We start from the raw sequence: 21,793 nt of genomic DNA, 5'->3' as shown, positions 1-21,793 counted from the left end.
CCAGGACGGGCGGCAGCGAGGAAGGGTCCGCTCGCTGCTCCCCCCTCCCGTACACCGTCCCCTCCACCACCCCACCAACACCTGCCCCGACAACCTCTTGGTGAGGGCGAAGTGGTGGATCAGCCCGTCCTCGCCGATCACCGCGAAGGAACGCAGAGCCACCAACTCCTCGTCGACGCCCGACCGCTCTCATTCCCTGCGCCAAAGGGACGCTTGCCGACTACCGCCACGGGCCGAAGAGAGGACCTGCGGAGCCCCTCCTCGCGCCGAGGAGCTCCACGGCCGTCTCAACGTCCCTGTGCGGTGTCCCTGTCTGGCCCCGTGGATCACGATAGTTCGGGGCTCCTTGGCAGGTCTGGTGGTACGGAGCCTCGGGGGCAAATCTCGCCCACTCCTCGCGGGAGAGGCGGCGCGCGGCCGTGCTCCCGGTCCAGTCCCGGACGACGGCCAGGCGGGTTCCCCGGTACAACACGCCGGTGTCGCGGTCGAGTTCCTCCCATACCTGGGCGGCTTCGGTCGGACGACGGTGAGCCACAAGGTGTTCGCAGTCCTCTTCGATCCAGCGGCGCAGCCGGGGGCCAGGCAGTGATGAGTGCCTCGTGGCCGAGTGGGCGAGGTCGACCATGCCCTTGTCAAGGGTGATCAGGCGGGCCTGGGCCAGGTACCCAGGACATCGCGGGTGTCGTCCCGGTCGCCCGCGGCCAGTTCGCTGCGGTCAACGGGGCGCCGGGTGTCGGGGGTTCCTTCTCCAGGGGTGATCAGACGCGACAGGATGCGGCGGGCGAGTTCGGCCCGTCCGGGGGGGGGAGGCGGGCATAGAGCTCCTCAGCGGTCTGAGCCAGTGCTCCATGGAGGAGGCCGCCGGTGGCTTCGTACGCCTCCAGGGTGCGACCGCGGCGGCGGCGCCAGGTTTCCAGCAGTGCGTGGGAGAGCAGGGGGCAGGCCGCCGGCTTCGCCGACCGCCTCCTCGACCAGCCGGGCCGCTTCACGGGGACTCTGTCGGAGCGTCATGGCGACGCCGTGGAGCGCATTCCCACGCCGCACCGACTCGTCGACTGGCTGACAGTGAACGGCCTCGCCGTGGACTCCTGCACCACTGCCCAGCTCGACCGCGCCCGGGAACTGAGGGAGTCGATCCACGCCGCCGCGACAGCGGCCGCGATCCAGGGCGCTCTCCCTGCGTCCGCCGTCCGAGTCATCAATGACTGCAGCGCTCAGGGCCGGGCCGCAGCGATCCTGACGCCCGAGGGCCAGCGGCAATGGCGGCTGGGCTCGGCTTCCTGCGTGGAAGACGCCCTCAGCGTGATCGCCGCCGACGCGATCAACATCATCGCAGGCGAACGAGACGGAAAGCTGGCCTTGTGCGCATCACCCACCTGCCAAGCCGCCTTCTTCGACACCAGCCAGAGCCGCACCCGCAAATGGTGTGACATGAACACATGCGGGAATCGTCAGAAGAAAGCGCGCTTCCATGCCAACCAGCGCAAAAACCCCAGGTCAGCGGAGTGATCGTTCGCGGGTAAGCCAGCCCCCGTTCTCCGTTCAGTACGGCCGGGCGGCCTGCCGGTGGGCCGGGGCGAGGCGAGCCGCCTCGGCCTTGGGGAAGCTGATCTTCTTCGGGTCTCCGTCCGAGGTGTAACGCTTGACCGTCCCGTCCCGGAGCTTGTCCAGCCAGGCCGTCGAGGTGAACTGGGCCTCGGGGCCGGTCGCCGCCTGGGAGCGAATCCTCGGGATGGCTCCCGGGTCGAAGGTGGTCGAGAAGGGGGAAGGGGCGGGGTCGGCCCCCACCAGGTAGACGCCCTGGTGCTGGTAGCTCACACCGTCGGCGGCTCCCTTCAGCGCCAGTTGCCGGGAGCGGGACATCGAGCCGTTGGGGAGTGCCATCGACACCACCGACAAGCCGGGTACGGCCTGGGTGATCGCCTTCTGGTTGTCGGCGATGGCCTTCTGGGCGGTGTCGTCGTCCACCGTCCCCAGCGCGGTGTGCCGCAGGGTGTGGTTGCCGACCTCGAATCCGTGTTTGACGAGCCAGTCCAGCGACTTCCGGCCGCCTGGCTCGCTGAACGGGTCGGCGTTGACGAAGAAGGTGGCCACGGGGCGGAATCCGGGGTGCTTCCGGGCGACGTCCAGCAGGATGCCCACCGCAGTGTCGGACGCGGGCCGGCCATCCGCGCCCAGCCGGAACTGGGAGACGGTCGAGTCGTCCAAGGTCAGCACCACAGGGTGAGTACCGGCGGGAATGTCCATCTTCGCGCTACTGAATTCCCGCGCGGTGACCGGTACGTACTTCTCCCCTGCCAGCCGTTCCAGCTCGGCTCGGAAGTCCTGCGGCGTGCGGTCGTACACACTCCTGGGCTCGGCCACCACTTGGTGGTACATCAGCACCGGGACCGCACCGAGCTCGTTGGCCTGCACTGCCGCCGGGTCGGCGACCGGTGCCTGCCCGGCGGCCTTGCGCGCCCGTCCCGAGGGCCCGACCTGGCCCCCTTCCGGCGGGGACTGGGCTGCCGAGCAGGCGGTGAGCAGCAGGATGGCCGATGCGACGACGACCGCGCCGCCGCTTCGGTGGGATTGACGCATGATGCCTCCGGATGTGAACGAGACGCTTCCCGTCACCTCAGCCTCGGGCAACAGCGCGACCCACACCCCGGCTTGATGGGCCGAATGCATGATTACCCGCTCGAAACCTCTTGGGCAGTCGGCGTGGCGGCTATGTCATATCGCAAGGAACCCTCTTTCGAGAACGGCAGAGTGAACATGCGCGGAAAACGACCCCGAACGCGATACGCCGTCATAGCCATATCCCTGCTGGTGCCGGTCTGCGCGGCGCTCGGGGCCTTCGCGATACAGTCCTCCTCCCACCAGCTTCAGGTCGAAGGACTCAGCAGCAAGGACGTGTTGGGCCGAGCCGACGTCAGCAAGACGCACCTCGCAATCACGGCCAAGGACGGGGCCGACCTGGCCGACCTGGAGGTGCTGCTCGACGGGAAACCGGTGCACACCCACCGGGCCGACGGCCGCCTCGTACTCGACACCCCCTCGCTCGCCGAGGGCAAGCACGAACTGACGGCCACATCCCACAGCGGTCTGTCCTTCCTGGACGACATATCCCGGACGTTCACCGTGGACACCACCGCCCCGAAACTGCGGCTGTCCCCCGCCCAGGCCGCCAAGCCCGGCGCACCGATGACGGTAAGCGGCCGGGTCGAGGACGCCGGGCAGGTGAAGCTCTCCATAGCCGGTGCGCCCGTGCCCGTCGGCAAGGACGGCACCTTCTCCCACCGGCTCGAAAAGCCCCCCGCCCGTGTCGAGGTGACGGCCACGGACCAGGCCGGCAACGTCACCCGAGAGCACGTGAACGCGGTCGCGCCCTACCCCCTCACCCGGGCCGCGCACCTGACCGCCATCGGCTGGTCCTCGTCCGAGGTCCGCGACCCGGTTCTCCAGCTCGTCAAAGACAAGAAGCTCAACGCCGTCGAGCTCGACATCAAGGACGAAAACGGCGAGGTCGGCTACGACTCCTCCGTACCGCTGGCCCGCGAGATCGGCGCCGTGAAGAACCGCTACGACGCGCACAAGGCGATCGACACCCTGCACGGCATGGGAGCCCGCGTCATCGGCCGCATCGTCGCCTTCCGCGACCCCATCCTGGCCCAGGCATCCCATCAGCAGGGCAAGGACAACCGCCTGGTCCTGGCACCTGACGGCAGCCCGTACGACGGCGGCCACTACGGCACGCTCTCGTTCACCAACTTCGCCGATCCCGAGGTCCGCCAGTACAACATCGCCCTGGCCACCGAAGCGGCCAAGCTGGGCTTCGACGACATCCTGTACGACTACGTGCGCCGCCCCGACGGAAAGCTCTCCACGCTGCGCTTCCCCGGCCTGGGCGACAAGACCCCCGAGAAGTCCATCGCCGAGTTCGTCGCCGACACCCGCAGCCGCATCCAGCCCGAAGGCAAATACCTCGGGGTCTCGGTCTTCGGCATCGCCGCCACCCGGCCCACCGAAATCGCCCAGGACATCCCCGCCATTGCCCAACACGCCGACTACATCGCTCCCATGGTCTACCCCTCGCACTGGGCCGCCGGTGAGTACGGGGTCGCCAGTCCGAACGCCAGCCCGTACGAGATCGTCAACCGGTCGCTGGCCGATTTCACCAAGCAGGTCAAGGGCACCGGGGCCGCGGTCGTCCCCTGGCTCCAGGACTTCTCCCTGGGCGTCCACTACGGCCCCACCGAAGTCGCCGACCAGATCAGAGCGGCGGCCGGAGACGGCATGAACTCCTTCCTGCTCTGGAACGCCGGAGCCTCGTATCAAGGGGCGGCACTGACCACCCTGCGCTGACAAGAGCCTGGATCCCCAGCGGGGGACCGACGTTCCGACCGATGGCCGTCGGGTGGTGGTTCGCGTGCGGGTGCGGCGTCTGGTGTGTCCTACGAGCGGCTGCCCACAGACCTTCTGTGAGCAGGTGCCCGGAGTTTTGGACCGGTACCGGCGCCGCACGTCCCACTCGCCGACGAGATCGAACGGGGAGCGCCGCCCTCGTCGCGTTGTGTCCGGCCGGCTCGGACCGCCGGCGGGATCCGGGACCCTGGCCCAGCAGCAGCCGAGTTCGGCAGTGCAGCCACCGCCACGTGCGAAGCTCGGCCCAAGCCCGCTGTCTGTTCGAACTCGCAGGATGCGAACTACCTTTGACGGCGTCCGATCAGTACTGTTCGCCGAGCGGTGGAGAGGTCGACCAGCATGGGCACGTTCAGCACGCGTCCGACTCTGCAGGGAACCTTCGGCATGGTGGCCACCACGCACTGGCTCGCTTCGCAGTCGGCGATGGCCGTGCTGGAGGACGGCGGCAACGCCTATGACGCGGCGGTGGCCGCCGGGTTTGTGCTGCACGTGGTCCAGCCGCACCTCAACGGCCCGGCCGGTGAGGTGCCGATCATTGTGGCCCCGGCGGAAGGGCCGGTCCGGGTGCTGGCGGGGCAGGGCCCCGCCCCCGCGGGGGCGACGATCGGGCACTACCGCTCGCTCGGGCTCGACCTCGTACCGGGGACCGGTCCACTGGCCGCCGCAGTCCCTGGCGCCTTCGACGCATGGATGCTGCTGCTTCGTGACTACGGGACCAAGTCCCTGGCCGAGGTGCTGAAGTACGCCATCGGCTACGCCGAGCAGGGGCATCCCGTCGGCACGGGCGTCAGCGCTGCCGTCAGGGCGCTGAGCGGACTCTTCAGGGCGGAATGGACCACGTCCGCCGAGCTGTACCTGCCCGCACCCCGCCCGGGCACCCTGTTCAGGAACCCCGCGTTGGCCGCGACTTGGCACACCCTGCTGAAGGGCACCGCAGGAGCCTCCCGCGAGGCAGGGATCGAGGCGGCCCGCACGATCTGGCGCGAGGGCTTCATCGGCGAAGCGCTCGCCGAGTTCGCCGCGAGGCCCGCCCTGGACAGCTCCGGCGAGCGCCACGCGTCCACCCTCACGGGCGACGACCTGGCCGGCTACCGGGCGCAGTACGAAGCCCCGCTGACGTACGACTGGAACGGCTGGACGATCTGCAAGCCCGGTCCCTGGAGCCAGGGCCCGGTCTTTCTGCAGCAACTCGCCCTCCTCCCCGACGGGTTCGGCCATGACTCGCCCGACTGCCTGCACACCTTGGTGGAGGGGACCAAGCTCGCCATGGCGGACCGGGAGGCCTGGTACGGCGACGCCGCCGACGTCCCCGTGGCCGACCTGCTGAGCAGGCCCTACAACGACGGGCGGCGTGCCCTGATCGACGATCGGGCGTCGTACGAACTGCGCCCGGGCAGCCCGGACGGGCGCACGCCGCGCCTGCCCGGCCACCACTCACCGGACAGCCGACGGGACGCATGCCTGATCGGGGAGGGCAAGCCGACCGTCGGCTCGGACGGGGCGTTCCGCGGCGACACCTGCCACATCGACGTGGTCGACCGCTGGGGGAACCTGGTCGCCGCGACGCCCAGCGGCGGCTGGCTCCAGTCCAACCCGGTGATTCCCTCGCTCGGTTTTCCGCTCGGCACCCGCCTGCAGATGGCCTGGTTACAGCCGTCCCTGCCCAATTCGCTGACCCCGGGCCGCCGTCCACGCACCACGCTCTCGCCCTCCCTCGGGCTGCGCGAGGGCGTTCCGGTCATGGCGTTCGGCACCCCTGGCGGCGACCAGCAGGACCAATGGTCCCTGCAGTTCTTCCTCGGAGTCGCCCTCGGCGGCCTCGGCCTCCAGGACGCGATCGACGCGCCCGAATGGCACACCGACGGCTTTCCCAGCTCCTTCCACCCGCGCACGATGCGTCCCGGCAGCCTCACCGTCGAGTCGCGCATCGGCGACGCGCGCAGATAGCCGAGCTGCGCGCCCGGGGACATGACGTCACCGTCGCCGGTCCGTGGTCGCAGGGACGGGTGTGCGCGGTCTCCCGGGACCCGGACACGGGTGTCCTCTCCTCCGCCGCCAGCCCGCGGGGGATGCACTGCTACGCGGTCGGCCGCTGACAGTGCAGGACACCTGCCTGGTCGGCGGGCCAGGTTTCACTGCCCTCGATCGCGGCCTGCTGACGCTCCGTCATCTTCTGGGAACAGTACGTGCCATGAGCCCCGCTTCGGGACCGATCCCGGCCGCACCTGACAACCGGCACCCTGGCCTCCACGACCCCCACTATCTGACGCGGCGCAACGCCCTCGCGGCGGCGGCCCGCGGCCAAAAGACGCCCTTCGTGTTCGCCGCACAGTCCGTCGACCACCTCGCCGCCACCTTAGCCGCGTTCTGCGAACGCTTCGACGACGAGCCCACCGAGGGCGAGCGGCGTGGCGACGAGGGCACGCCGGGTGCGGATCACCCCCACGCCAGTACAGGCCATGCCCCACAGAGGCACTGAGCAGCCCATCCGCGCCCCGGGCGGCGTCCGGCGACGGTGCCACCCCGCAGGCTGGGCATTCGGCCCGCGTCAAGAGTTCCCCAAGTACTTGCGTGATCGCGCAAGAAGGGGGCTATGCTTTTCGAGGTTTGAAGAAGGCACCTCGTTCGGTGAGGCGTCCGCGCGGACACAGGCCACCGACCCCACGACGTCGAGAGACGCCCAGGGGCGGGACAGGTCTCCCCGGCTCAAGGGGTGGGCCCCAAGTGGCTTCCCCGGCAAGGGGATTACGCCGTGCAGTGCCAAAGCTCTGACGAGTTGGGGTGAACCCACCCGCGAGGTGGGTCCGCTCCTTGCCGAGTCGATGCGGCACTGCGGGTGCCCCGGCCGGGAGGAGGCGAGAGACATGGACGGTAGTTGCAGTAGTCCGGGCCACAGTCGGCCCCATACCCGTTTCCGTCTGTCTTCTCTGACCTCCGGTACGCGGTAACCACCTCCCCTGCGCATCCCCACTCCCCCACGCACCCGTGCGGCTTCGCCGTGCCGGGTGTCGGTGCTGCGTGCCCGCAGGAGGGACTGCTGCTGCGCACCTTCACGAGCAGCAGCAGCGTCCACAGCGGCTGGGCACCTGCTGATCTCGATGATCCTGGCCGTCATCAAGATCGTCCAGGTCGCCCTCGGCCAGTGAACCCCGCGTGGGGCGGCGGACACCACCGCCCCGCGGCTCAAGAGCCAGACCGTCGTCAACTCCCCTTGAACGAGGGAGGACCCATGCGTTTCCTCCAGCACCTCTCGAAACCGACCACAACCCCCGTCCGCCGTCTCTCACCGGCCGGATGTACTTGCCCGTCGCTGCCCCTGACGCTGTTCGACGGCACCCCGCGCACCTATCTCCTGGACGACCCGGCCGGCTGTCCCGGCCCGCACGCCCGGCACGCCGCGTACCACCCGCGCGTCCACCTCGCCTACCTGCTCGCCCGCCAAGGCCGTGAGGCCCGCTGGCTGGCCCACTTCACCGACCTGCCGCTGGCGGCCGCCCACCGCATCAGCCGAGCCGCCACCGGCACCCCGCCCGGCTTCCCGTCTTCTCCCGCCCGCGCCCTGCGCCCCACACGGAGGTGATCACCCATGTCCGTCCTGACCGCGATCCACTTCCCCGTCCACCGCGCCACGCCCCGCAAACACGGTCGGCTCCGCGAGCTGTTCAGCAGCATTCTGCGGCGACTCGCCGACAGCCCGCTGGACAGCACCGTCATCCGCGCGGCCCCGGGCCCGGCGGCGGCGCGGACTCCCTCGGCACGCGCCCGCAGCGGTTCGGCCCCGCACGCCCACTGGCACCCCGTCACCGGCTCCGACGGTCGACGCCACCTCGAAGCCACCTGGCATTAGCACCGGCCCCCAGCAGGCGACAACGCCGCGCGGTGTGGCTTGACTGCGCACCTCGCCCGCGAGGTCGGCCCGCAGAGAGCTCTGATTCCCGGACTGCGCACCATGACACTGACACCGCATTGACTCCACAGGAGGGGACATGCCCCTGAACTACCGATTGGTCCACCGCGTTCACCGTGACCTGTTGACCGCGCCCACGGGGAAAGGGTGGCGCCGACAGACCCAGCCCGCACCGCAGTCGTCGTCCCGGCCCGAAGCCCCAGAACTGCCGAAGGCCCCGGTGCACCGTGCGGGCGGCCTCGTCGTCGACTGCGGAACCCGCCGCGCCTCAACCGAAGGGCGCCAGCTGAGCCTCACCTGTATGGAGTTCGAGTTGATCGCCCATCTTGTCGCACACCCGGACCGCGTCTACACCCGCCGACAGCTGATGGAACTCGTCTGGCAGCAGAGCCCCTCCGGCGACATGCGCACCATCGATACACACATCGCGCGTCTGCGCAGCAAACTCGGCCCCAGCCACCGCACGATGATCCGCACCGTACGGCAGGTCGGCTACGCCTTCGACCCGTCACCCACCGCGGCGTTGCCCGCGATGGGTGACTGACTCGCTCCCCTCCGCCTTCGCCCGGCGGTACTCACGCCTCAAGGAGGTGTCCACGTGCGATTCCTGCCCCGTGTGCGGGTGAGGAGGGCAGGGCCGCCTGCCGCCTCGGCTGCGTCCCTTGCCACCGTTCACATCCACTGCGGCCGGCGTGCGGAGACCAAGGTGCGCGCACTGTGCGTGCTGGCTCTCACCAAGCCCAGCGCGCACCTCCTGGGCCTGCACGTCAACCGCCACGACGCGGCCACCGCGTGTCTGCGACTTGCGGTGGCCCTGGACGGTCCGGGAACCATGCTTCTGGACCAACTGGTGGATCAGTTGTCCCGCGAGCCCAGCGTGCGCGACCTGCACTGGCACCAGCACCGTGAACCCGACACCCGGACGCGCAAGCCCCAGCCGACAAGGAGGCCCTTCCATACACACGGTTACGGATCCTGACGTCACCTTTCCGTCACCCGTCCATGCCGCGGTCTCCCCCAGCACCTCGCCCGGCTGCGGGCGGTCGGGTTGGTGACCGTACGCCGCAACGGCACCCGCATGCTCTACCGCGGCGCGAATCCGCGCGTCCCGGCCCTGCTCGAAGCGGCCCTGCGCCTGACCGCACAGCTGACGCCGCAGGGGTCCGGCGGCCTTGCGAGGGCGAGCCCGCGACACGGCCTGGCTCGTCGGCCGCCTGGGTCTGTCCCCCGAAGTCACAGCCCTCCTCGTCGGCGTTCCGCGGGCAGGTCGTGGTCGTTCACGCCACTGCGTCCCGTTCGGCTTCGGTGGGCGTTGCGTCCAGGTGCCAGTGCAGGTCGTGGATGCCGGGTTCGAGCGACAGCCGGGCGATGAGCTGTTCCAGGGCGCGGGCGGGGTCGCCGCCGACCGCGACGACTGCCCGCAGTTCCGTGGTGTCGTCGTCCTCGCGCCGCACGCGCAGTCCGGTGGGGGTGAGCCCGCTGCCCGCCATGGACTGCAGGAGCAGGGCGCGGATGTGGGCGTCCTCACCGCGGTCGCACACGAGGTGGACGGTGGCGCGTACGCCTTCGGTGTCGGGGTCGTGCTGGGGAACCCGGTCGATGAGCCGTCCGGCGGGCCGCAGCGCCAGATGGACGGCGAGGACCGCGACCGTGCCGATCAGGGCCAGCCCCAGGCGGCCGGAGGCGGACAGGACCCCGACGGCGGCCGAGCACCACAAGGTGGCGGCGGTGTTGAGGCCGCGTACGGACGCTCCGTCGCGCAGGATCACGCCACCGCCGAGGAAGCCGATGCCGGAGACGACGTACGAGGCGACCCGGGTGGGGCTGCCGGTGTCGCCGACCGCCTCGCTGTAGAGGACGAACAAGGTGGCCCCGGCGGCGACCAGCGCGTTGGTGCGCAGCCCGGCCATGCGGGCGCGCCATTGCCGTTCGACGCCGATCAGGGCGCCGCAGCCGACCCCCACGGCGAGCCGCAGGGCGAAGTCGAAGGTGGTCAGGTCAGCCATGGCAACCTCCTCGTACCCTGCACCGGCAGGGCGGTCCAGCGGACGCGGCGCAACGAGGTGTCGGCTACCCCGTGCCGGAAGGGCGGGTGGACGTGTGGATGCGGGGCCTGCGCCGGCCCTGCCCACTGTGACTGCAATCCATGTGCCCCGCCTCCTCACCGGCTTATGCCGGGGTCACTACGGGCAGCCTAACCCCGCAATCGCGCCGAGCGAGCGATGCCGATGCGGGCTTCGGGTACGCACCCGGTGAGCTCGGCCCTCGTCGAGATGATCGACTGCTGCGCGGCCCTGGAAGCCGGCCCGGACCGACCTCAGTTCCGCAGCTCCGTCAGGAACTCGATCAGCGCAGCGTTGACTTCCTCGGGCCGCTCCTGCTGGGTCCAGTGGCCGCAGCCCGGCAGCACGATCGGCTCGCGGCGCAGATTGGGCATCAACTCAAGATCTACCGGCAGTTGAGTGCGGCAGAGCCCGACGACCACCTGGCCGGGCTCATCCACGGCCTCTCCAATCTCGGCCTGCGGCTGGCCCGCGTCGGACGCGACGACGAGGTGCTCGCCCCCACCATGGAAGCCGTGGAACTCCTGGACCAGAATCCCCCGCTGGGCCCCGGCAACGATGTCGAATCCCTGGCGGAGTCCCTTGCCTGGCTCGGCTGGTGGCTGCGCAGACACGGCCACCGCAAGGAGGCGCGCGCTGCCACCCGGGCCGCCAAGGAGCTGCGCCGCAAGACGGATGCGTGAAGCGGAACGGACTCGGAGTGGGGACGGCCACGGCACGACAGATCAGCCCTCCCCTGTGAACGTATGCGGTCAGAACACTAGGCTGGCGCGATGACTGATGAGCAGGAGCAGGTGCAGCCGTCGGGAGTGTGGGCCACGGCTGTGGGAGTGGCCAGGGTGCGGGCGCTGGAGACCGAGCGGGAGAACGCGCTGTTCCGCGACCCACTGGCGCAGGCCTTCGCCACAGCCGGCGGCCTGTGGCCCGCCTCGCCGCCACCCGGTGACGAGGCCGCGCGACGCCGCCGGCTGGGCGTGGCGTTCTCCATCGTCATCAGGACGAAGTTCCTCGACGACCTGTTGCAGCAGGCCTCCACGTCCGGGGTCCGGCAGGTCGTGCTGCTCGGCGCCGGCATGGACAGCCGGGCCTTCCGGATGGACTGGCCCGAGGGCACCCGGCTCTTCGAGGTCGACACCGCCGCGCCACTGGACTTCAAGGCTTCGGTGCTGCGCCAGGAGCAGGCCGTCGCACGCTGTGAGCGGATCACCGTCGCGGTGGATCTGCGTGACGACTGGCCGGGCGCGCTGGCCGCCGCGGGGCACGACCCGGCCCTGCCGACCGTGTGGATCGCCGAAGGGTTGCTGATCTATCTGCCCGAGGACGCGGTGGAGTTGCTGCTGGCCCGGATCAGCGCGCAGTCGGCGGCAGGCAGTCGGATGGGGCTGACGTTGGGCACGCGCGGCGTGATCGAGCGCTTCGGTGCGGACGCCGTGCCGGGATCGCCGGCGTCCATGTGGGTATCGGAAATGCCCGACGACCCGGTGGGCTGGCTGGCCGGTCACGGCTGGGAAGCCACCAGCCACACCCTGCGCGAACGCGCTGCCGCCTACGGCCGCCCGATCAACACCCCGCCACAGCACGAGGATGGGCCCGGCGGACTCATCTCGGCGCTCCGTCCGGCGTCGACCGCTGACCAGCAGCACCTCAACAAGGAAGCCCCACGGGGCAATTGACCTCGCAGGACAGTCCGCCGTCCCGAGTTTCTCGCTGCCGTCGTCGGGCGTCTTCCCTCCCGCTTGGCGGATCAGCCCTCCAGGGCTGCCGCGATGCGGTCGAGATCCGAGAGGAGCGCCGCGACGCGCCGGGGCGGGATCGCCTCGATCATGCGCTGTTCGACGGCGTACACGGCGGCCTGGACCTCGGCGAGACGTGTCCGGCCCTCTTCGGTCAGGCGGGCGGGCAGGGCACGGCCATGATCGGCGGTGGCGGGGCGGGTGATCAGTCCGGCTTCCTGCAGGCCCCGCAGGACGACGTTCCCTGACCGTCGGGTGACGAATGTCGCGCGGGCAAGGTCGGCGTTCGACTCACGCTGGATGACGCCGGCGCCGCGAGTCGTCCGGCGCGCGCCGCTCGGCGTGCACACCGCCCCGGACCTCAGTCGGCATGACCCGGCCGTCAGCCTCGGCGGATGATTCCTGCGCCGTCGCCGAAGGCCATCACGCGTCACCACAACGGGCGGATCCATGCCTACGTCGTGGGCTGCGGCGTCTGCGGGACGCTGGAGCCCGCTCCAGTGTTCCGGCTGCGGGCCGGCGACAAGGTCGAGGCGTCGACGGACCGGCACGATCTGGACGGTGCCGGCCACCATATCCACCCCGTGGACGGCAGCGTCTGCCTCGACACCGGTATCGAAGGGCGCTCAACGGCCTGGACCGGCAGGCCATTGCCGACGGACGAACCTCCCTCCGGCGGGGAAGCGAGCAGCCAGTTGGCCAGACCGGCCAACCACGGGGTTGTGACCACGCATTCCGTGAGGGCTCGGCCAGCCCGTGGCTCCAGAGGCACAGCCGTGGTCGACGATGGCCGGGGTGCACGGCCAACATGACCTGATCGGGCGCCCATTGCGGCCCCCGCGGGTCTCTGGCGCATGGGCCCATGGCACCCGCGGGGTACATGCCGGCCATGCCCTGGCCGGCATGTCACTTGATTGCTTCACTCCGTACCTGGGGACACCCCGAGTAGCCCATGGAGTGTTGACACCCCGTCCAGCGTGTCCTGCGTCTGGGCAACGGGACCCTCGCCGGGGTCGGTCGAGCCCAGCAGCTTGTCGAGCAGATTGCTGTCCTGGTTGTCCTGGGCCGGGACGCTCGCGGCGTTGACGGCGGGGGCGCCGAGGGCGAGGAGCGCAGCCGCGCAGACGACGGCCGTAGCAATTCGTCGCATGAACCTACCTTCCTGCTTGTTGAAGTGTCCGGAGTTGACTACCGCCGTCCAGCCATGGAGACACAGGCGGGGCCCAACATCACTCGATTGGAACTGCGGCCTTACAGCCCCTAGTCGCCTGACAGAACCGGCACACCTCGCCCATCGGCCGTCGGCCGGGAGGGCGGCAGGTCTGCGCTGGTGCGCGCCCTGCACCCCGGCAGCCTCGCCCTGGCGCTGCTCGCCTCGGCTCTGCCCTTCCCTTCTCTCCCGCCCTCCCTGAGACCGACCGAGCCGGTGGCTCGTACGGCAACGGCCTTGCGCGCGGCTGCCCTCAACTCCGTGACGTACGTGGCTACTTGATGCCGGGTCAGCATCCTCTGCACGTGGCCGGCGCCGGCCGAGTGCCACCCGCTCCTCTTCCGAGGTCCACGAAGCCCTGCTGGGACAGCGCTCGGTGCGGGCCGACTCGGACCGGCCGGTTCACAGCAGGGTGGCGGTGAGCACGTCGGCCAACCATCGCTGGTAGGCGGCGCCGTCCCACCCGGCCTCGATGGTGAGCTTGGCGAACACTGCGGTCGTCGTGAGGGCCCAGCAGGCGTCCGCGGCATGCACCGGATCGCTGCCGGTCCGCAGTGCGCCGCAGTCGGCAAGACGGCCAACACAGTGAGCCGAGTTGTCGGTGGGTGACGAGGCGGCCCGCGGCCGGGACACCGGAACCTGTGTTCACGCGGCAGCAGCAACGGCTCCAGGCGATCCCCCAGCACATCCCACACGATGCACGGCTACGCTCCCTCACCGGACCGAAGCCTCAACTCCCGCCCCGGACAAGTCAACCAGGCCCCACCCGCCTCATCGGGTCAGCCATCGCAAGCACGAGGTCAGGGGCGCATGCAGACGCCGAGTGGCAAGGACATATCCTGCAGAGCAGAAGCGAGGCAGACGCTGCTGATGCGTCGCAGCCGTCCGTTGCAGCCGAGCGATTCGACACTCCGGGAACCCGGTACCCAGTACCCGTTACCCGACGAACGACCTGGAGGTTGACCGGTGATCACTCTGACCGCAGTCGGAGGAGTGGCCCTGGTCGAACTGGGCATGGCCCTGACTCCGGGACCGAACATGATCCACCTCGCCTCCCGCGCGATCACCCAAGGCCGCAGGGCCGGCCTGGTCAGCCTCAGTGGGACCGCCGTGGGATTCGTGTGCTACCTGCTGGCCGCGGCTGCGGGCCTGTCCGCGTTGTTCGCCGCCGTGCCGGTGGCGTTCACCGTGGTCAAGCTTGCCGGGGCCGCCTACCTGGGCTACCTCTCCTGGGGCATGCTCAAGCCCGGGGGCCGCTCGCCCTTCGACCCCGCCCAGGACCTGGCTCCGGTCTCCGACGCCCGCCTGTTCGCGATGGGGCTGTTGACCAACCTCCTCAACCCCAAGATCGCTCTTATGTACGCCGCTCTGCTGCCGCAGTTCCTGGACCCGCAGGCAGGCCCGGCCTGGGGACAGCTGCTCCAACTCGGCGGTGTGCAGATCGTCGTGGGGATCTCAGTGAACGCTCTGATCATGCTCGGCGCAGCACGAGTGTCGGGGTTTCTGGCCGCCCGTCCCCGCGCCATGACCGCGCAGCGGTTCACGGCAGGCGGCTTGCTCGGCGCCTTCGCGCTGCGCACGGCCCTGTCCCGTACTCCTGTGTCCACCTGAACCACGCCTGTGCGCCCGTGACACCGGTCCTGCCGTGAGCGCCGATACGGGGGCGTTGGTGGCACCCGTGGATGCCACAATCCCCCCTCCTCAACCCGCCATTCCCCCCTGCCCTCGCAGGGCCCAGCGCGACTGATCTCGGGGTCGGGTCTTGGGGTTGTCCCCCGGGGAGGTGTCGGGCGGGCCCCAGCGCGCCCGGGCTGCCACGCGCGTGACGATCTTCTCAGCAGCACGTGACACCAAGCACGTTGGGAAGTGATCACACATGGGCGGCAACACATGACCGGCAACAGGAAGCGTCTCGTGGCGGCGGCTCTCGCCCTGGCCGCGACGCTGACCCCGTCGGCGGCCGCGTACGCGGCACCGATGGCGTCCGCACCGGCGGCGTCCGCATCGACCGTCGTCTCGGCCCCGGTCCGCGCGCTGGACCGGATCGCCCATCCCCTGCGGTCGACGGAGCCGGGCACCGGTACGGCCGATCTGCAGGCCCTGGGGGTGATGGTCGGCGACGCCGAGGTGGTCGGCGTGGGCGAGGCCACGCACGGCTCGCACGAGTTCTTCGCCCTCAAGGACCGGCTCTTCCGCCACCTCGTCGAGCAGAAGGGATTCACCACCTTCGCTCTGGAGATCAGCTGGTCGGCGGGTCTGCGGATCGACGACTACCTCCAGCACGGCAACAGCGACGCACGGCGGGTCGTCCACGAAGTGATGGCCGGATCCCCCTGGGACCGCGAGGAGTTCGTGACCCTCGTCCAGTGGATGCGCGACCGCAACCGCCAACGCCCCGACCGCCCGGTCCACTTCCTGGGCGACGACATCGGCGCGCCCAGGCTCGACGAGCGGGTCTTCGACATCGTCACCGACTACGTGTCGCGAACGCATCCGGAGTCCCTGCCACGCCTGAACGAGCTCCTCACAGGCCTGCGCCCGCTCGACGACGCCATCGCCTATCTGGGCCGGCCGCTCGCCGAGCGGCAGCAGAATGCGGCCAAGGCGCAGCGGGTACTGGAATTTGTGCAACGTCAGAGTTCCGGGGGCGGCGAGGACGTCGAGTTCGCTCTCCAGAACGCCCGCAACATCGCCCAGACCTACACCTTTCTGACCCTCGACCCCGGCGACCAGAAATCTTTGACGGCCATGGAGCGCTACCGTGACCAGGTGATGGCCGAGACCACGGCATGGTGGCAGCGGCGCACCGGCAGCAGAATCCTGCTGTCGGCCCACAACGACCACGCGGGCTACGCGGCCTCCGACCCCACGACGTATCCGAAGACCCAGGGCTCGTTCCTCCGCGACACCCTCGGCGCGCACTACCTCGCCGTCGGCACCACCTTCGACGAGGGCTCCTTCCTCTCCAAGGACGCGGCGCTCGGCGGCGACTGGAAGAAGTTCACCGTCGACCCGGCCGGTCCGGGCACGAACGAGTACACGCTCGACCGGGTCCGGTACCGCGACTACTACGCCGACCTGCGCAAGGCCCCTGCCGCCGCCCGCAGTTGGCTGGCCGTCCCGCGCCCGACCCACAGCATCGGCACGCAGTACCCGAACGACAAGACACCTGAGATCGCCATCGGCCACACCTACGACGTCCTGATCCACATCCACACCGTTCAGGAGGCGAGCAAGCTGGGGTCCGAGCGCGAACCGAGCGGCTGACCCACCGGGCCGGGCAGGGTCGCCTCGGCCACCCCGATCCTGAATGGGTACGCGGACGGCTCCCCTCTCTCGCGTGACCAGGAGCGATGTCCTGTCGGAGGGGCGGCCCCAGACCGCAAGACCGTCACCCGGCCTCCGCCTTCCGAAACTGCCATCTCGCTGCTCACGATTCCGGGGGGGGCAACCCCACCAGAAGGGTCCACCGACCGGTGGACGGAAGGTCCAACCAGGCGATGCTGTTGTACGCATGGCGGGACCGGCGACGCTTTCCCCATGAAAGAGCTACCTGTGCGCACCGCTCGCTGGAGCGCCCTGCACCCCTGGCGCGCGATCACCGGATGGCTGGTGTTCGTGGTGCTGTGTCTGGGCCTCGGCATCGCGGTCGGCACCCACAACGCCACCACTGAGGACTACCGGGTCGGTGAGGCCGGCCGCGCGGAGGCGATGGCATCCGAAGGACATCTGCAGCGCAAGCCCGTCGAGCAGGTGCTGGTGTCGGCGAGGTCCGGCGCTCTGGACCAGCGGGCCGCGGAAGCCGCCGCGCGGGACCTCGCTGCCCGGATGGAGAAGCTGCCCGAGGTCGAGGGCGTGGCCGAGCCACGTACCTCGGCGAGCGGGAAGGTCCTCTTGGTCCAAGTGACCATGAAGGGGCCGGAGTTGGGCGCGGCCAAGCACGTCGATCCGCTGCACGCGCAGACTGCCGCGGTGCAGGAGAGCCATCCTGATCTGCTGGTGGAGGAGACCGGGAGCCCCTCCATCAGCCAGGGTGTGGAAGCCCAGCGCGGCAGCGACCTGGCACTGTCCGAAGCGATCACCCTGCCGGTCACCCTGATCACCCTGCTGCTCGTGTTCGGCTCTCTGCTCATGGCCATCGTGCCGCTGCTGCTGGCGCTCTCCTCGATCGCCGCGGCCATGGGCCTGTCGATGGTGGTTTCGCACCTCTCCCCCGACGCCGGGGTCGGCACGAACGTCATCATCCTGATCGGCCTCGCGGTCGGCGTCGACTACACGCTCTTCTACCTCAAGCGCGAACGGGAGGAGCGGACGCGCTCCGGCGGGAGACTCGGCTCCGAGGCACTGGTGGAGCTGGCCGCGGCGACCTCGGGGCGGGCGGTCGTGGTCTCCGGACTCGCGGTGGTCGTCTCCACGGCCACCCTGTATCTGGCCTCCGACGTCATCTTCTCGTCGCTGGCCACCGGCACCATCGTCGTCGTCCTGGTCGCCGTGGCCAGTTCACTCACGGTACTGCCCGCGCTGCTGGTCAAGACCGGGCAGCGGGCCGAGCGCCGGGCGGCCCGCGGGACACGTACGCCACGAAGGGCGCGGCAGGACGGAACCGGCCGGGTGTGGGCGGCGCTGATGCGGCCGGCGAGCACGCACCCCGCGGTCACCCTGTGCGTCTCGGTGCTCGTCCTGCTGGGCCTGGCCGCCCCGTTGGCGGGGCTGAAGCTGGAGGAGATGAGCCGCGACACGCACTCGCGCGCCATCCCCGCGATGCAGACGTACGACCGGTTGAACGAGGCCTTTCCGGAGCTGCGGGTCACCCATCAGGTCGTCGTACGTGCCCGGCCGGACCGCGCCGCCGAGGTGGCCGCGGCGCTGGAGGAGCTCGGGCGGCGCACGCAGGCCGACCCGCTGTTCACGGGCCGCCCCCGGCTGCGGACATCGGACGACCACCGGATCAGCGTGCTGGAGGTGTCCGTGCCCTACCTCGGGAACTCCGCCGAGGCGGGGAAGTCCCTCGCCCGCCTGCGGGGCGACTACCTGCCCGCCACAGTCGGCCGGATACCGGAGGCCGAGACCGGGGTGACCGGCGATGTCGCCCGGACCACCGACTATCCCGCCCACCAGAACGGCAAGCTGCCCCTGGTCATCGGGGCGCTGCTGCTCGTCACCTTCGGTATGACGGTGCTGGCGTTCCGCTCCGTGGTGCTCGGGTTGATCGGCGTCGTACTCAACCTGCTGTCCGCGGCAGGCGCGTTGGGACTGCTGGTCCTGGTGTTCCAGGCCAAGTGGGCCGAGGGTCTGCTGGACTTCCACTCCACCGGGTCGATCGGCTCCCGCGTACCGCTGTTCCTGTTCGTGATCCTCTTCGGCCTTTCGATGGACTACCAGGTGTTCGTCGTCAGCCGGATCAGGGAGGCCGTCCTTGCCGGTGTACCGACCCGCAAGGCGGTGCTCGACGGGATCGGCAGCTCAGCGGCCGTGGTGACCAGCGCCGCGGTGGTGATGGTGACGGTCTTCGCCAGTTATGTCTTCCTGCACATCATCGAGATGAAGCAGATCGGCTTCGTGCTGGCGGCCGCCGTGCTGCTCGACGCCTTCATCATCCGGATCATGATCCTGCCGTCGGTCATGCTGCTGCTCGGCGAGATGAGCTGGTGGCCCTCGCGCGGCATGAGGCGGGCACCACAGGCTGCGGCTGTGCCGGTCGAAGTAGGTTGATCCACATGATTCCGTGGTCGAGGGCCGACAGCCGTCCCAACTCCTTCAGCGGCACGGCCTTCGGCCACCCCGCCGACCCGTTCTGGGCCAGGACACTGCGCCGGTGGAACGCGGTCTGCTGGGTGCTGTTCGGCGCGCTGGCCGCCGGTCTTGCCACGATCGAGTACCTGGACGGCGACACGTACTGGCCGCTGTTGCTCCTTGCCGCACTGGTGCTCTGCTACGCGGTCCTCGACCGGTTCCCCGGCAACTCCGTGCTCCGTCCGTACACCTATCTGTGGGTACTGGTCCTGGGGCTCGGCGGCATGGCGTATCTCTGGAGCGGCTATGCGGCGCTGTTCATCGTGACGCTGCCGCACTTCTGGCTGTTCGCCAGGACGGTGCGGTCCTCACTGGTCTTCACCGGGCTGGCCACCCTGTCGACCCTGACCGGGAGCTGGCTGCGGAAGGGCTGGAGCCCTGAGTTCCTCGGTTCCACGGTCGTCTCCACCCTCGTCGTGGTCGCCGCCAGTGTGCTGATCGGGCTGTGGGTCCACTCGGTCGTGGCGCAGAGCGGCGAACGCGCCAGACTGATCGAGGAGTTGGAGCAGACCCAGCTCCGGCTGTCCGAGGCCCACCAGCGGCAGGGTGCCGCCGACGAACGGGAGCGCATGGCACGGGAGATCCACGACACGCTCGCGCAGGGCTTCGCGTCCATCGTCGTACTCGCCGAAGCCGCGCGGGCGGGGCTCGACAGCGACGGCGCCGGCGATACGGAGCGGAGCGCCCAGCAGTTGCGTTCGATCGAGAGCACCGCGCGCGAAAACCTCGCCGAGGCGCGCGAACTGGTGGGCTCCGCGGAGCAGAGCCGGGTGGCCGCGGGCTCGGTGGCCGAGATGCTGCGCCGGACCCTGGACCGGTTCACGGAGGACACCGGTCTCACTGTTGTCGCGGAACTGGCGGACCCGGCGTGCGACCAGCGGACCAGGGTCGCGCTGCTCCGGTGTACGCAGGAGTCGCTGGCCAATGTGCGCAAGCATGCGGCGGCCTCCACCGTGAGCGTCGTGCTCATGTCGCAGCCGTACGGCGTCGAGCTGGAAATCACCGACGACGGGCGCGGCTTCGTGATCGGGCGGTCACGGGGGTTCGGGCTCGACGGGATGCGCAAGCGTCTCGCCGAACTGGGCGGGCAGCTCACCGTCACCAGCTCGGTCGGCGACGGTACGCGCGTTCTCGCGATGATCCCCATGACTGCCACGGAGCAGGAAGTGACGGCATGACCAGTAGGGAACTCCGCGTCATCGTGGTCGACGACCACACGGTGATGCGCGCCGGAGTCATCGCCCTGCTCGCCTCCGAACCCGGCATCGAGATCGTCGGCGAGGCCTCCGACGGCCGCGCGGCGCTCGAACTCGTCGAACGGCACGACCCCGATGTCGCGCTGATCGACCTGCGGATGCCGGTACTCGACGGGGTCGCGACCACGACCGAGATCGTTGCCCGGCATCCGCGGACCCGGGTACTGATCCTGACGACGTACGACACCGACGCCGACATCGAGCGCGGAGTCGAGGCCGGTGCCATCGGCTATCTGCTCAAGGACACCACCCGCGACCAGCTGGCCGACGCCATTCGCGCGGCGGCGCGCGGGGAGACGGTGCTCGCCCCGCAGGTGGCCCAGAAACTCGTCGCCAAGATGCGGCAGCCGGTACAGGTCCCGCTCACCACCCGGGAGGCCGAAGTACTGAACGCGGTCGCCGACGGCCTCACCAATGCGGACATCGGCAAGCGCCTCGTCATCGCGGAAGCCACGGTGAAGACCCATCTGCTGCGGCTCTTCGCCAAGCTCGATGTGAACGACAGGACGCGCGCCGTGGTCGTCGCCCTCGAACGTGGCCTGCTGCACCGGCCTTCCAGGTGAACACTGCGGCCGTGGGCCGAGTCGGACCACCCACTGCGGCCGCTGTCGCGACTGGGCGGAAACGGCTCTGGTCGACCGTGCTGTGAGGCGAGAGCACGCTCCCGGGGCTTCACGCTGACGTAATCGAGTGCGCTCGGGCGGACCGGGCACCATCAGGTTGGTTCCTCCGCTCACTTCAGAGGTTCGCGGGCCGCCGCAACGATCCTCTCCAGGGCCGAGGCGTGCCGTTGGAATGCATGACGGCCGTGCGGGGTGAGGCGGAGGTGGGTGTGCCGTCCGGTGTGGTTCCGCGTCTTGCGCACCTCGACATACCCGGCGTCGGCCAGCGCGGCGACCTGCTTCGACAGGGCTGAGTCGCTGGTGTCCACGGTGTCCCGGACGAAGCCGAACTCCACCCAGTCGGCCGGAGCCAGCAGCGCGACGATCGACAGCCGTGCCGGATCGTGCAGGAATCCATCGAAGTCCGGGTCCATCAGCCGTGCCCGTTCCTGCGGATGATCCCCGCGACGACCGGGCGCAGCGCGTACGAGCCGCCCACGTACGCCAGGGCGGTGACCGCCGCGGCGACGGTGCGCCACGCCGGCAGGCCGAGGAAGTAGGCGGCGATCGCCAGCGTCCCGAACAGCAGGACAAGAGGGAGCGCCATGGCCACACCGAACAGCGTCTCCCGGCCGTTGCACCTCATGCGGACGGGTGCCCGGCGCTGGTGGACATACAGCCCTCCCAGGGTCAGGCCGTTTCCCACCAGGAGGGCGAGGGTGTTCCACGGGCTCGGCAGATCGAAGGACGCGAACGCGGTGAACAGCCCCAGCGCCGCGACGAGTACGTAGGGACGGGAGAAGCCGTGGCGCATGTATGCGT

22 protein-coding genes, 4 pseudogenes and 1 riboswitch are annotated in these 21,793 nt (G+C 70.0%); of the genes and pseudogenes, 16 read left to right on the top strand and 10 right to left on the bottom strand.

From position 1 onward, the window contains the following. Positions 1–220 precede the first annotated feature (220 nt). Positions 221–625 carry a hypothetical protein gene (locus ACSHXC_RS38645; protein ID WP_438295996.1) on the bottom strand — a complete coding sequence of 135 codons (405 nt, stop codon included), beginning with the start codon at positions 623–625 and terminating at the stop codon, positions 221–223. 133 nt (positions 626–758) lie between these two features. Beyond that, complete coding sequence (locus ACSHXC_RS38640; RefSeq protein WP_438295995.1) at positions 759–989, bottom strand: nSTAND1 domain-containing NTPase; 231 nt, start codon at positions 987–989, stop codon at positions 759–761. Between the two features lie 7 nt (positions 990–996). On the opposite strand from ACSHXC_RS38640, the gene ACSHXC_RS38635 reads away from it, so the two are divergent. Then, a complete protein-coding gene (locus ACSHXC_RS38635) occupies positions 997–1,509 on the top strand; it encodes a CGNR zinc finger domain-containing protein (RefSeq protein WP_438297069.1) in 513 nt (170 codons plus the stop codon). A 33-nt stretch (positions 1,510–1,542) separates the two neighbouring features. On the opposite strand, the gene ACSHXC_RS38630 is transcribed toward ACSHXC_RS38635, so the two are convergent. Beyond that, the gene (locus tag ACSHXC_RS38630; RefSeq protein ID WP_438295994.1) at positions 1,543–2,580 is read right to left on the bottom strand and encodes a polysaccharide deacetylase family protein; all 1,038 of its coding nucleotides are present in this window, start codon (positions 2,578–2,580) and stop codon (positions 1,543–1,545) included. 177 nt (positions 2,581–2,757) lie between these two features. Here ACSHXC_RS38630 and ACSHXC_RS38625 point away from each other — a divergent pair, with 177 nt between their 5' ends. From ACSHXC_RS38625 to ACSHXC_RS38590, 8 genes and pseudogenes are all read left to right on the top strand, one after another. Next, complete coding sequence (locus ACSHXC_RS38625; protein ID WP_438295993.1) at positions 2,758–4,347, top strand: putative glycoside hydrolase; 1,590 nt, start codon at positions 2,758–2,760, stop codon at positions 4,345–4,347. Positions 4,348–4,375: 28 nt separating this feature from the next. Continuing rightward, positions 4,376–4,603: pseudogene (locus ACSHXC_RS38620) on the top strand (ISL3 family transposase); the annotation flags it as partial. Positions 4,604–4,746: 143 nt separating this feature from the next. Next, positions 4,747–6,503, top strand: a pseudogene (locus tag ACSHXC_RS38615) (gamma-glutamyltransferase family protein). Positions 6,504–6,598: 95 nt separating this feature from the next. Continuing rightward, the gene (locus tag ACSHXC_RS38610; RefSeq protein WP_438295992.1) at positions 6,599–6,886 is read left to right on the top strand and encodes a hypothetical protein; all 288 of its coding nucleotides are present in this window, start codon (positions 6,599–6,601) and stop codon (positions 6,884–6,886) included. 134 nt (positions 6,887–7,020) lie between these two features. Further along, positions 7,021–7,195, top strand: a riboswitch (M-box (ykoK) riboswitch). A gap of 441 nt (positions 7,196–7,636) precedes the next feature. Next, a complete protein-coding gene (locus ACSHXC_RS38605) occupies positions 7,637–7,987 on the top strand; it encodes a hypothetical protein (protein WP_438295991.1) in 351 nt (116 codons plus the stop codon). A gap of 6 nt (positions 7,988–7,993) precedes the next feature. Beyond that, positions 7,994–8,254 (top strand): hypothetical protein, encoded by a 261-nt coding sequence (locus ACSHXC_RS38600; RefSeq protein ID WP_438295990.1) that lies wholly within the window; start codon positions 7,994–7,996, stop codon positions 8,252–8,254. 184 nt (positions 8,255–8,438) lie between these two features. Next, complete coding sequence (locus tag ACSHXC_RS38595) at positions 8,439–8,858, top strand: winged helix-turn-helix domain-containing protein (RefSeq protein ID WP_438295989.1); 420 nt, start codon at positions 8,439–8,441, stop codon at positions 8,856–8,858. A 54-nt stretch (positions 8,859–8,912) separates the two neighbouring features. After that, the gene (locus ACSHXC_RS38590; RefSeq protein ID WP_438295988.1) at positions 8,913–9,293 is read left to right on the top strand and encodes a hypothetical protein; all 381 of its coding nucleotides are present in this window, start codon (positions 8,913–8,915) and stop codon (positions 9,291–9,293) included. Between the two features lie 298 nt (positions 9,294–9,591). On the opposite strand, the gene ACSHXC_RS38585 is transcribed toward ACSHXC_RS38590, so the two are convergent. Next, positions 9,592–10,320: an MgtC/SapB family protein gene (locus tag ACSHXC_RS38585; protein ID WP_438295987.1), complete on the bottom strand. Its 729-nt coding sequence runs from the start codon at positions 10,318–10,320 to the stop codon at positions 9,592–9,594. 311 nt (positions 10,321–10,631) lie between these two features. Continuing rightward, a pseudogene (locus ACSHXC_RS38580) lies at positions 10,632–10,757 on the bottom strand (alpha/beta fold hydrolase); the annotation flags it as partial. A gap of 15 nt (positions 10,758–10,772) precedes the next feature. Here ACSHXC_RS38580 and ACSHXC_RS38575 point away from each other — a divergent pair. Beyond that, a complete protein-coding gene (locus tag ACSHXC_RS38575; RefSeq protein ID WP_438295986.1) occupies positions 10,773–11,060 on the top strand; it encodes a hypothetical protein in 288 nt (95 codons plus the stop codon). Positions 11,061–11,150: 90 nt separating this feature from the next. Continuing rightward, positions 11,151–12,050 (top strand): class I SAM-dependent methyltransferase, encoded by a 900-nt coding sequence (locus ACSHXC_RS38570; RefSeq protein WP_438295985.1) that lies wholly within the window; start codon positions 11,151–11,153, stop codon positions 12,048–12,050. 71 nt (positions 12,051–12,121) lie between these two features. On the opposite strand, the pseudogene ACSHXC_RS38565 reads toward ACSHXC_RS38570, so the two are convergent. The 3 genes and pseudogenes from ACSHXC_RS38565 to ACSHXC_RS38555 all read right to left on the bottom strand — a co-directional run. Next, positions 12,122–12,400, bottom strand: a pseudogene (locus ACSHXC_RS38565) (MarR family winged helix-turn-helix transcriptional regulator); the annotation flags it as partial. A 629-nt stretch (positions 12,401–13,029) separates the two neighbouring features. Beyond that, positions 13,030–13,260, bottom strand: coding sequence for a hypothetical protein (locus ACSHXC_RS38560; protein WP_438295984.1), 231 nt, complete (start codon positions 13,258–13,260; stop codon positions 13,030–13,032). Between the two features lie 462 nt (positions 13,261–13,722). Continuing rightward, positions 13,723–13,953 (bottom strand): hypothetical protein, encoded by a 231-nt coding sequence (locus ACSHXC_RS38555; RefSeq protein ID WP_438295983.1) that lies wholly within the window; start codon positions 13,951–13,953, stop codon positions 13,723–13,725. Positions 13,954–14,286: 333 nt separating this feature from the next. Between ACSHXC_RS38555 and ACSHXC_RS38550 the strand changes: the two genes are divergently transcribed. From ACSHXC_RS38550 to ACSHXC_RS38530, 5 genes are all read left to right on the top strand, one after another. Beyond that, on the top strand, positions 14,287–14,931 hold the full coding sequence (locus ACSHXC_RS38550; protein WP_438295982.1) for a LysE family translocator: 645 nt from the start codon (positions 14,287–14,289) through the stop codon (positions 14,929–14,931). Positions 14,932–15,210: 279 nt separating this feature from the next. Beyond that, on the top strand, positions 15,211–16,587 hold the full coding sequence (locus tag ACSHXC_RS38545) for an erythromycin esterase family protein (protein ID WP_438295981.1): 1,377 nt from the start codon (positions 15,211–15,213) through the stop codon (positions 16,585–16,587). A 273-nt stretch (positions 16,588–16,860) separates the two neighbouring features. After that, on the top strand, positions 16,861–19,032 hold the full coding sequence (locus ACSHXC_RS38540) for an MMPL family transporter (RefSeq protein WP_438295980.1): 2,172 nt from the start codon (positions 16,861–16,863) through the stop codon (positions 19,030–19,032). A 5-nt stretch (positions 19,033–19,037) separates the two neighbouring features. Next, on the top strand, positions 19,038–20,291 hold the full coding sequence (locus tag ACSHXC_RS38535; RefSeq protein WP_438295979.1) for a sensor histidine kinase: 1,254 nt from the start codon (positions 19,038–19,040) through the stop codon (positions 20,289–20,291). After that, complete coding sequence (locus ACSHXC_RS38530; RefSeq protein WP_438295978.1) at positions 20,288–20,932, top strand: response regulator; 645 nt, start codon at positions 20,288–20,290, stop codon at positions 20,930–20,932. Before ACSHXC_RS38535 ends, ACSHXC_RS38530 begins: the two co-directional genes overlap by 4 nt. Positions 20,933–21,102: 170 nt before the next feature. Here the strand turns inward: ACSHXC_RS38530 and ACSHXC_RS38525 are convergent, their stop codons facing one another. Both ACSHXC_RS38525 and ACSHXC_RS38520 read right to left on the bottom strand, forming a co-directional pair. Beyond that, positions 21,103–21,405, bottom strand: coding sequence for a winged helix-turn-helix domain-containing protein (locus ACSHXC_RS38525; RefSeq protein ID WP_438295977.1), 303 nt, complete (start codon positions 21,403–21,405; stop codon positions 21,103–21,105). Further along, positions 21,405–21,785, bottom strand: a complete 381-nt coding sequence (locus tag ACSHXC_RS38520; RefSeq protein ID WP_438295976.1) for a hypothetical protein — start codon at positions 21,783–21,785, stop codon at positions 21,405–21,407. The genes ACSHXC_RS38525 and ACSHXC_RS38520 overlap by 1 nt, the downstream gene beginning before the upstream one ends. Between the last annotated feature and the right edge of the window lie 8 nt (positions 21,786–21,793).

The organism is Streptomyces sp. HUAS TT7 (genome assembly GCF_051550175.1).
GTDB lineage: Bacteria > Actinomycetota > Actinomycetes > Streptomycetales > Streptomycetaceae > Streptomyces.
This window is presented reverse-complemented; position numbering and strand designations above follow the sequence as displayed.

Bases quoted from the DNA above. Each gene is read 5' to 3' on its own strand.
- ACSHXC_RS38645 (WP_438295996.1), bottom strand. From the start codon at position 625: ATGGTCGACCTCGCCCACTCGGCCACGAGGCACTCATCACTGCCTGGC.
- ACSHXC_RS38630 (WP_438295994.1), bottom strand. From the start codon at position 2,580: ATGCGTCAATCCCACCGAAGCGGCGGCGCGGTCGTCGTCGCATCGGCC.
- ACSHXC_RS38625 (WP_438295993.1), top strand. From the start codon at position 2,758: ATGCGCGGAAAACGACCCCGAACGCGATACGCCGTCATAGCCATATCC.
- ACSHXC_RS38610 (WP_438295992.1), top strand. From the start codon at position 6,599: ATGAGCCCCGCTTCGGGACCGATCCCGGCCGCACCTGACAACCGGCAC.
- ACSHXC_RS38605 (WP_438295991.1), top strand. From the start codon at position 7,637: ATGCGTTTCCTCCAGCACCTCTCGAAACCGACCACAACCCCCGTCCGC.
- ACSHXC_RS38600 (WP_438295990.1), top strand. From the start codon at position 7,994: ATGTCCGTCCTGACCGCGATCCACTTCCCCGTCCACCGCGCCACGCCC.
- ACSHXC_RS38585 (WP_438295987.1), bottom strand. From the start codon at position 10,320: ATGGCTGACCTGACCACCTTCGACTTCGCCCTGCGGCTCGCCGTGGGG.
- ACSHXC_RS38570 (WP_438295985.1), top strand. From the start codon at position 11,151: ATGACTGATGAGCAGGAGCAGGTGCAGCCGTCGGGAGTGTGGGCCACG.
- ACSHXC_RS38560 (WP_438295984.1), bottom strand. From the start codon at position 13,260: ATGCGACGAATTGCTACGGCCGTCGTCTGCGCGGCTGCGCTCCTCGCC.
- ACSHXC_RS38545 (WP_438295981.1), top strand. From the start codon at position 15,211: ATGACCGGCAACAGGAAGCGTCTCGTGGCGGCGGCTCTCGCCCTGGCC.
- ACSHXC_RS38540 (WP_438295980.1), top strand. From the start codon at position 16,861: ATGAAAGAGCTACCTGTGCGCACCGCTCGCTGGAGCGCCCTGCACCCC.
- ACSHXC_RS38535 (WP_438295979.1), top strand. From the start codon at position 19,038: ATGATTCCGTGGTCGAGGGCCGACAGCCGTCCCAACTCCTTCAGCGGC.
- ACSHXC_RS38530 (WP_438295978.1), top strand. From the start codon at position 20,288: ATGACCAGTAGGGAACTCCGCGTCATCGTGGTCGACGACCACACGGTG.
- ACSHXC_RS38525 (WP_438295977.1), bottom strand. From the start codon at position 21,405: ATGGACCCGGACTTCGATGGATTCCTGCACGATCCGGCACGGCTGTCG.
- ACSHXC_RS38520 (WP_438295976.1), bottom strand. From the start codon at position 21,785: ATGCGCCACGGCTTCTCCCGTCCCTACGTACTCGTCGCGGCGCTGGGG.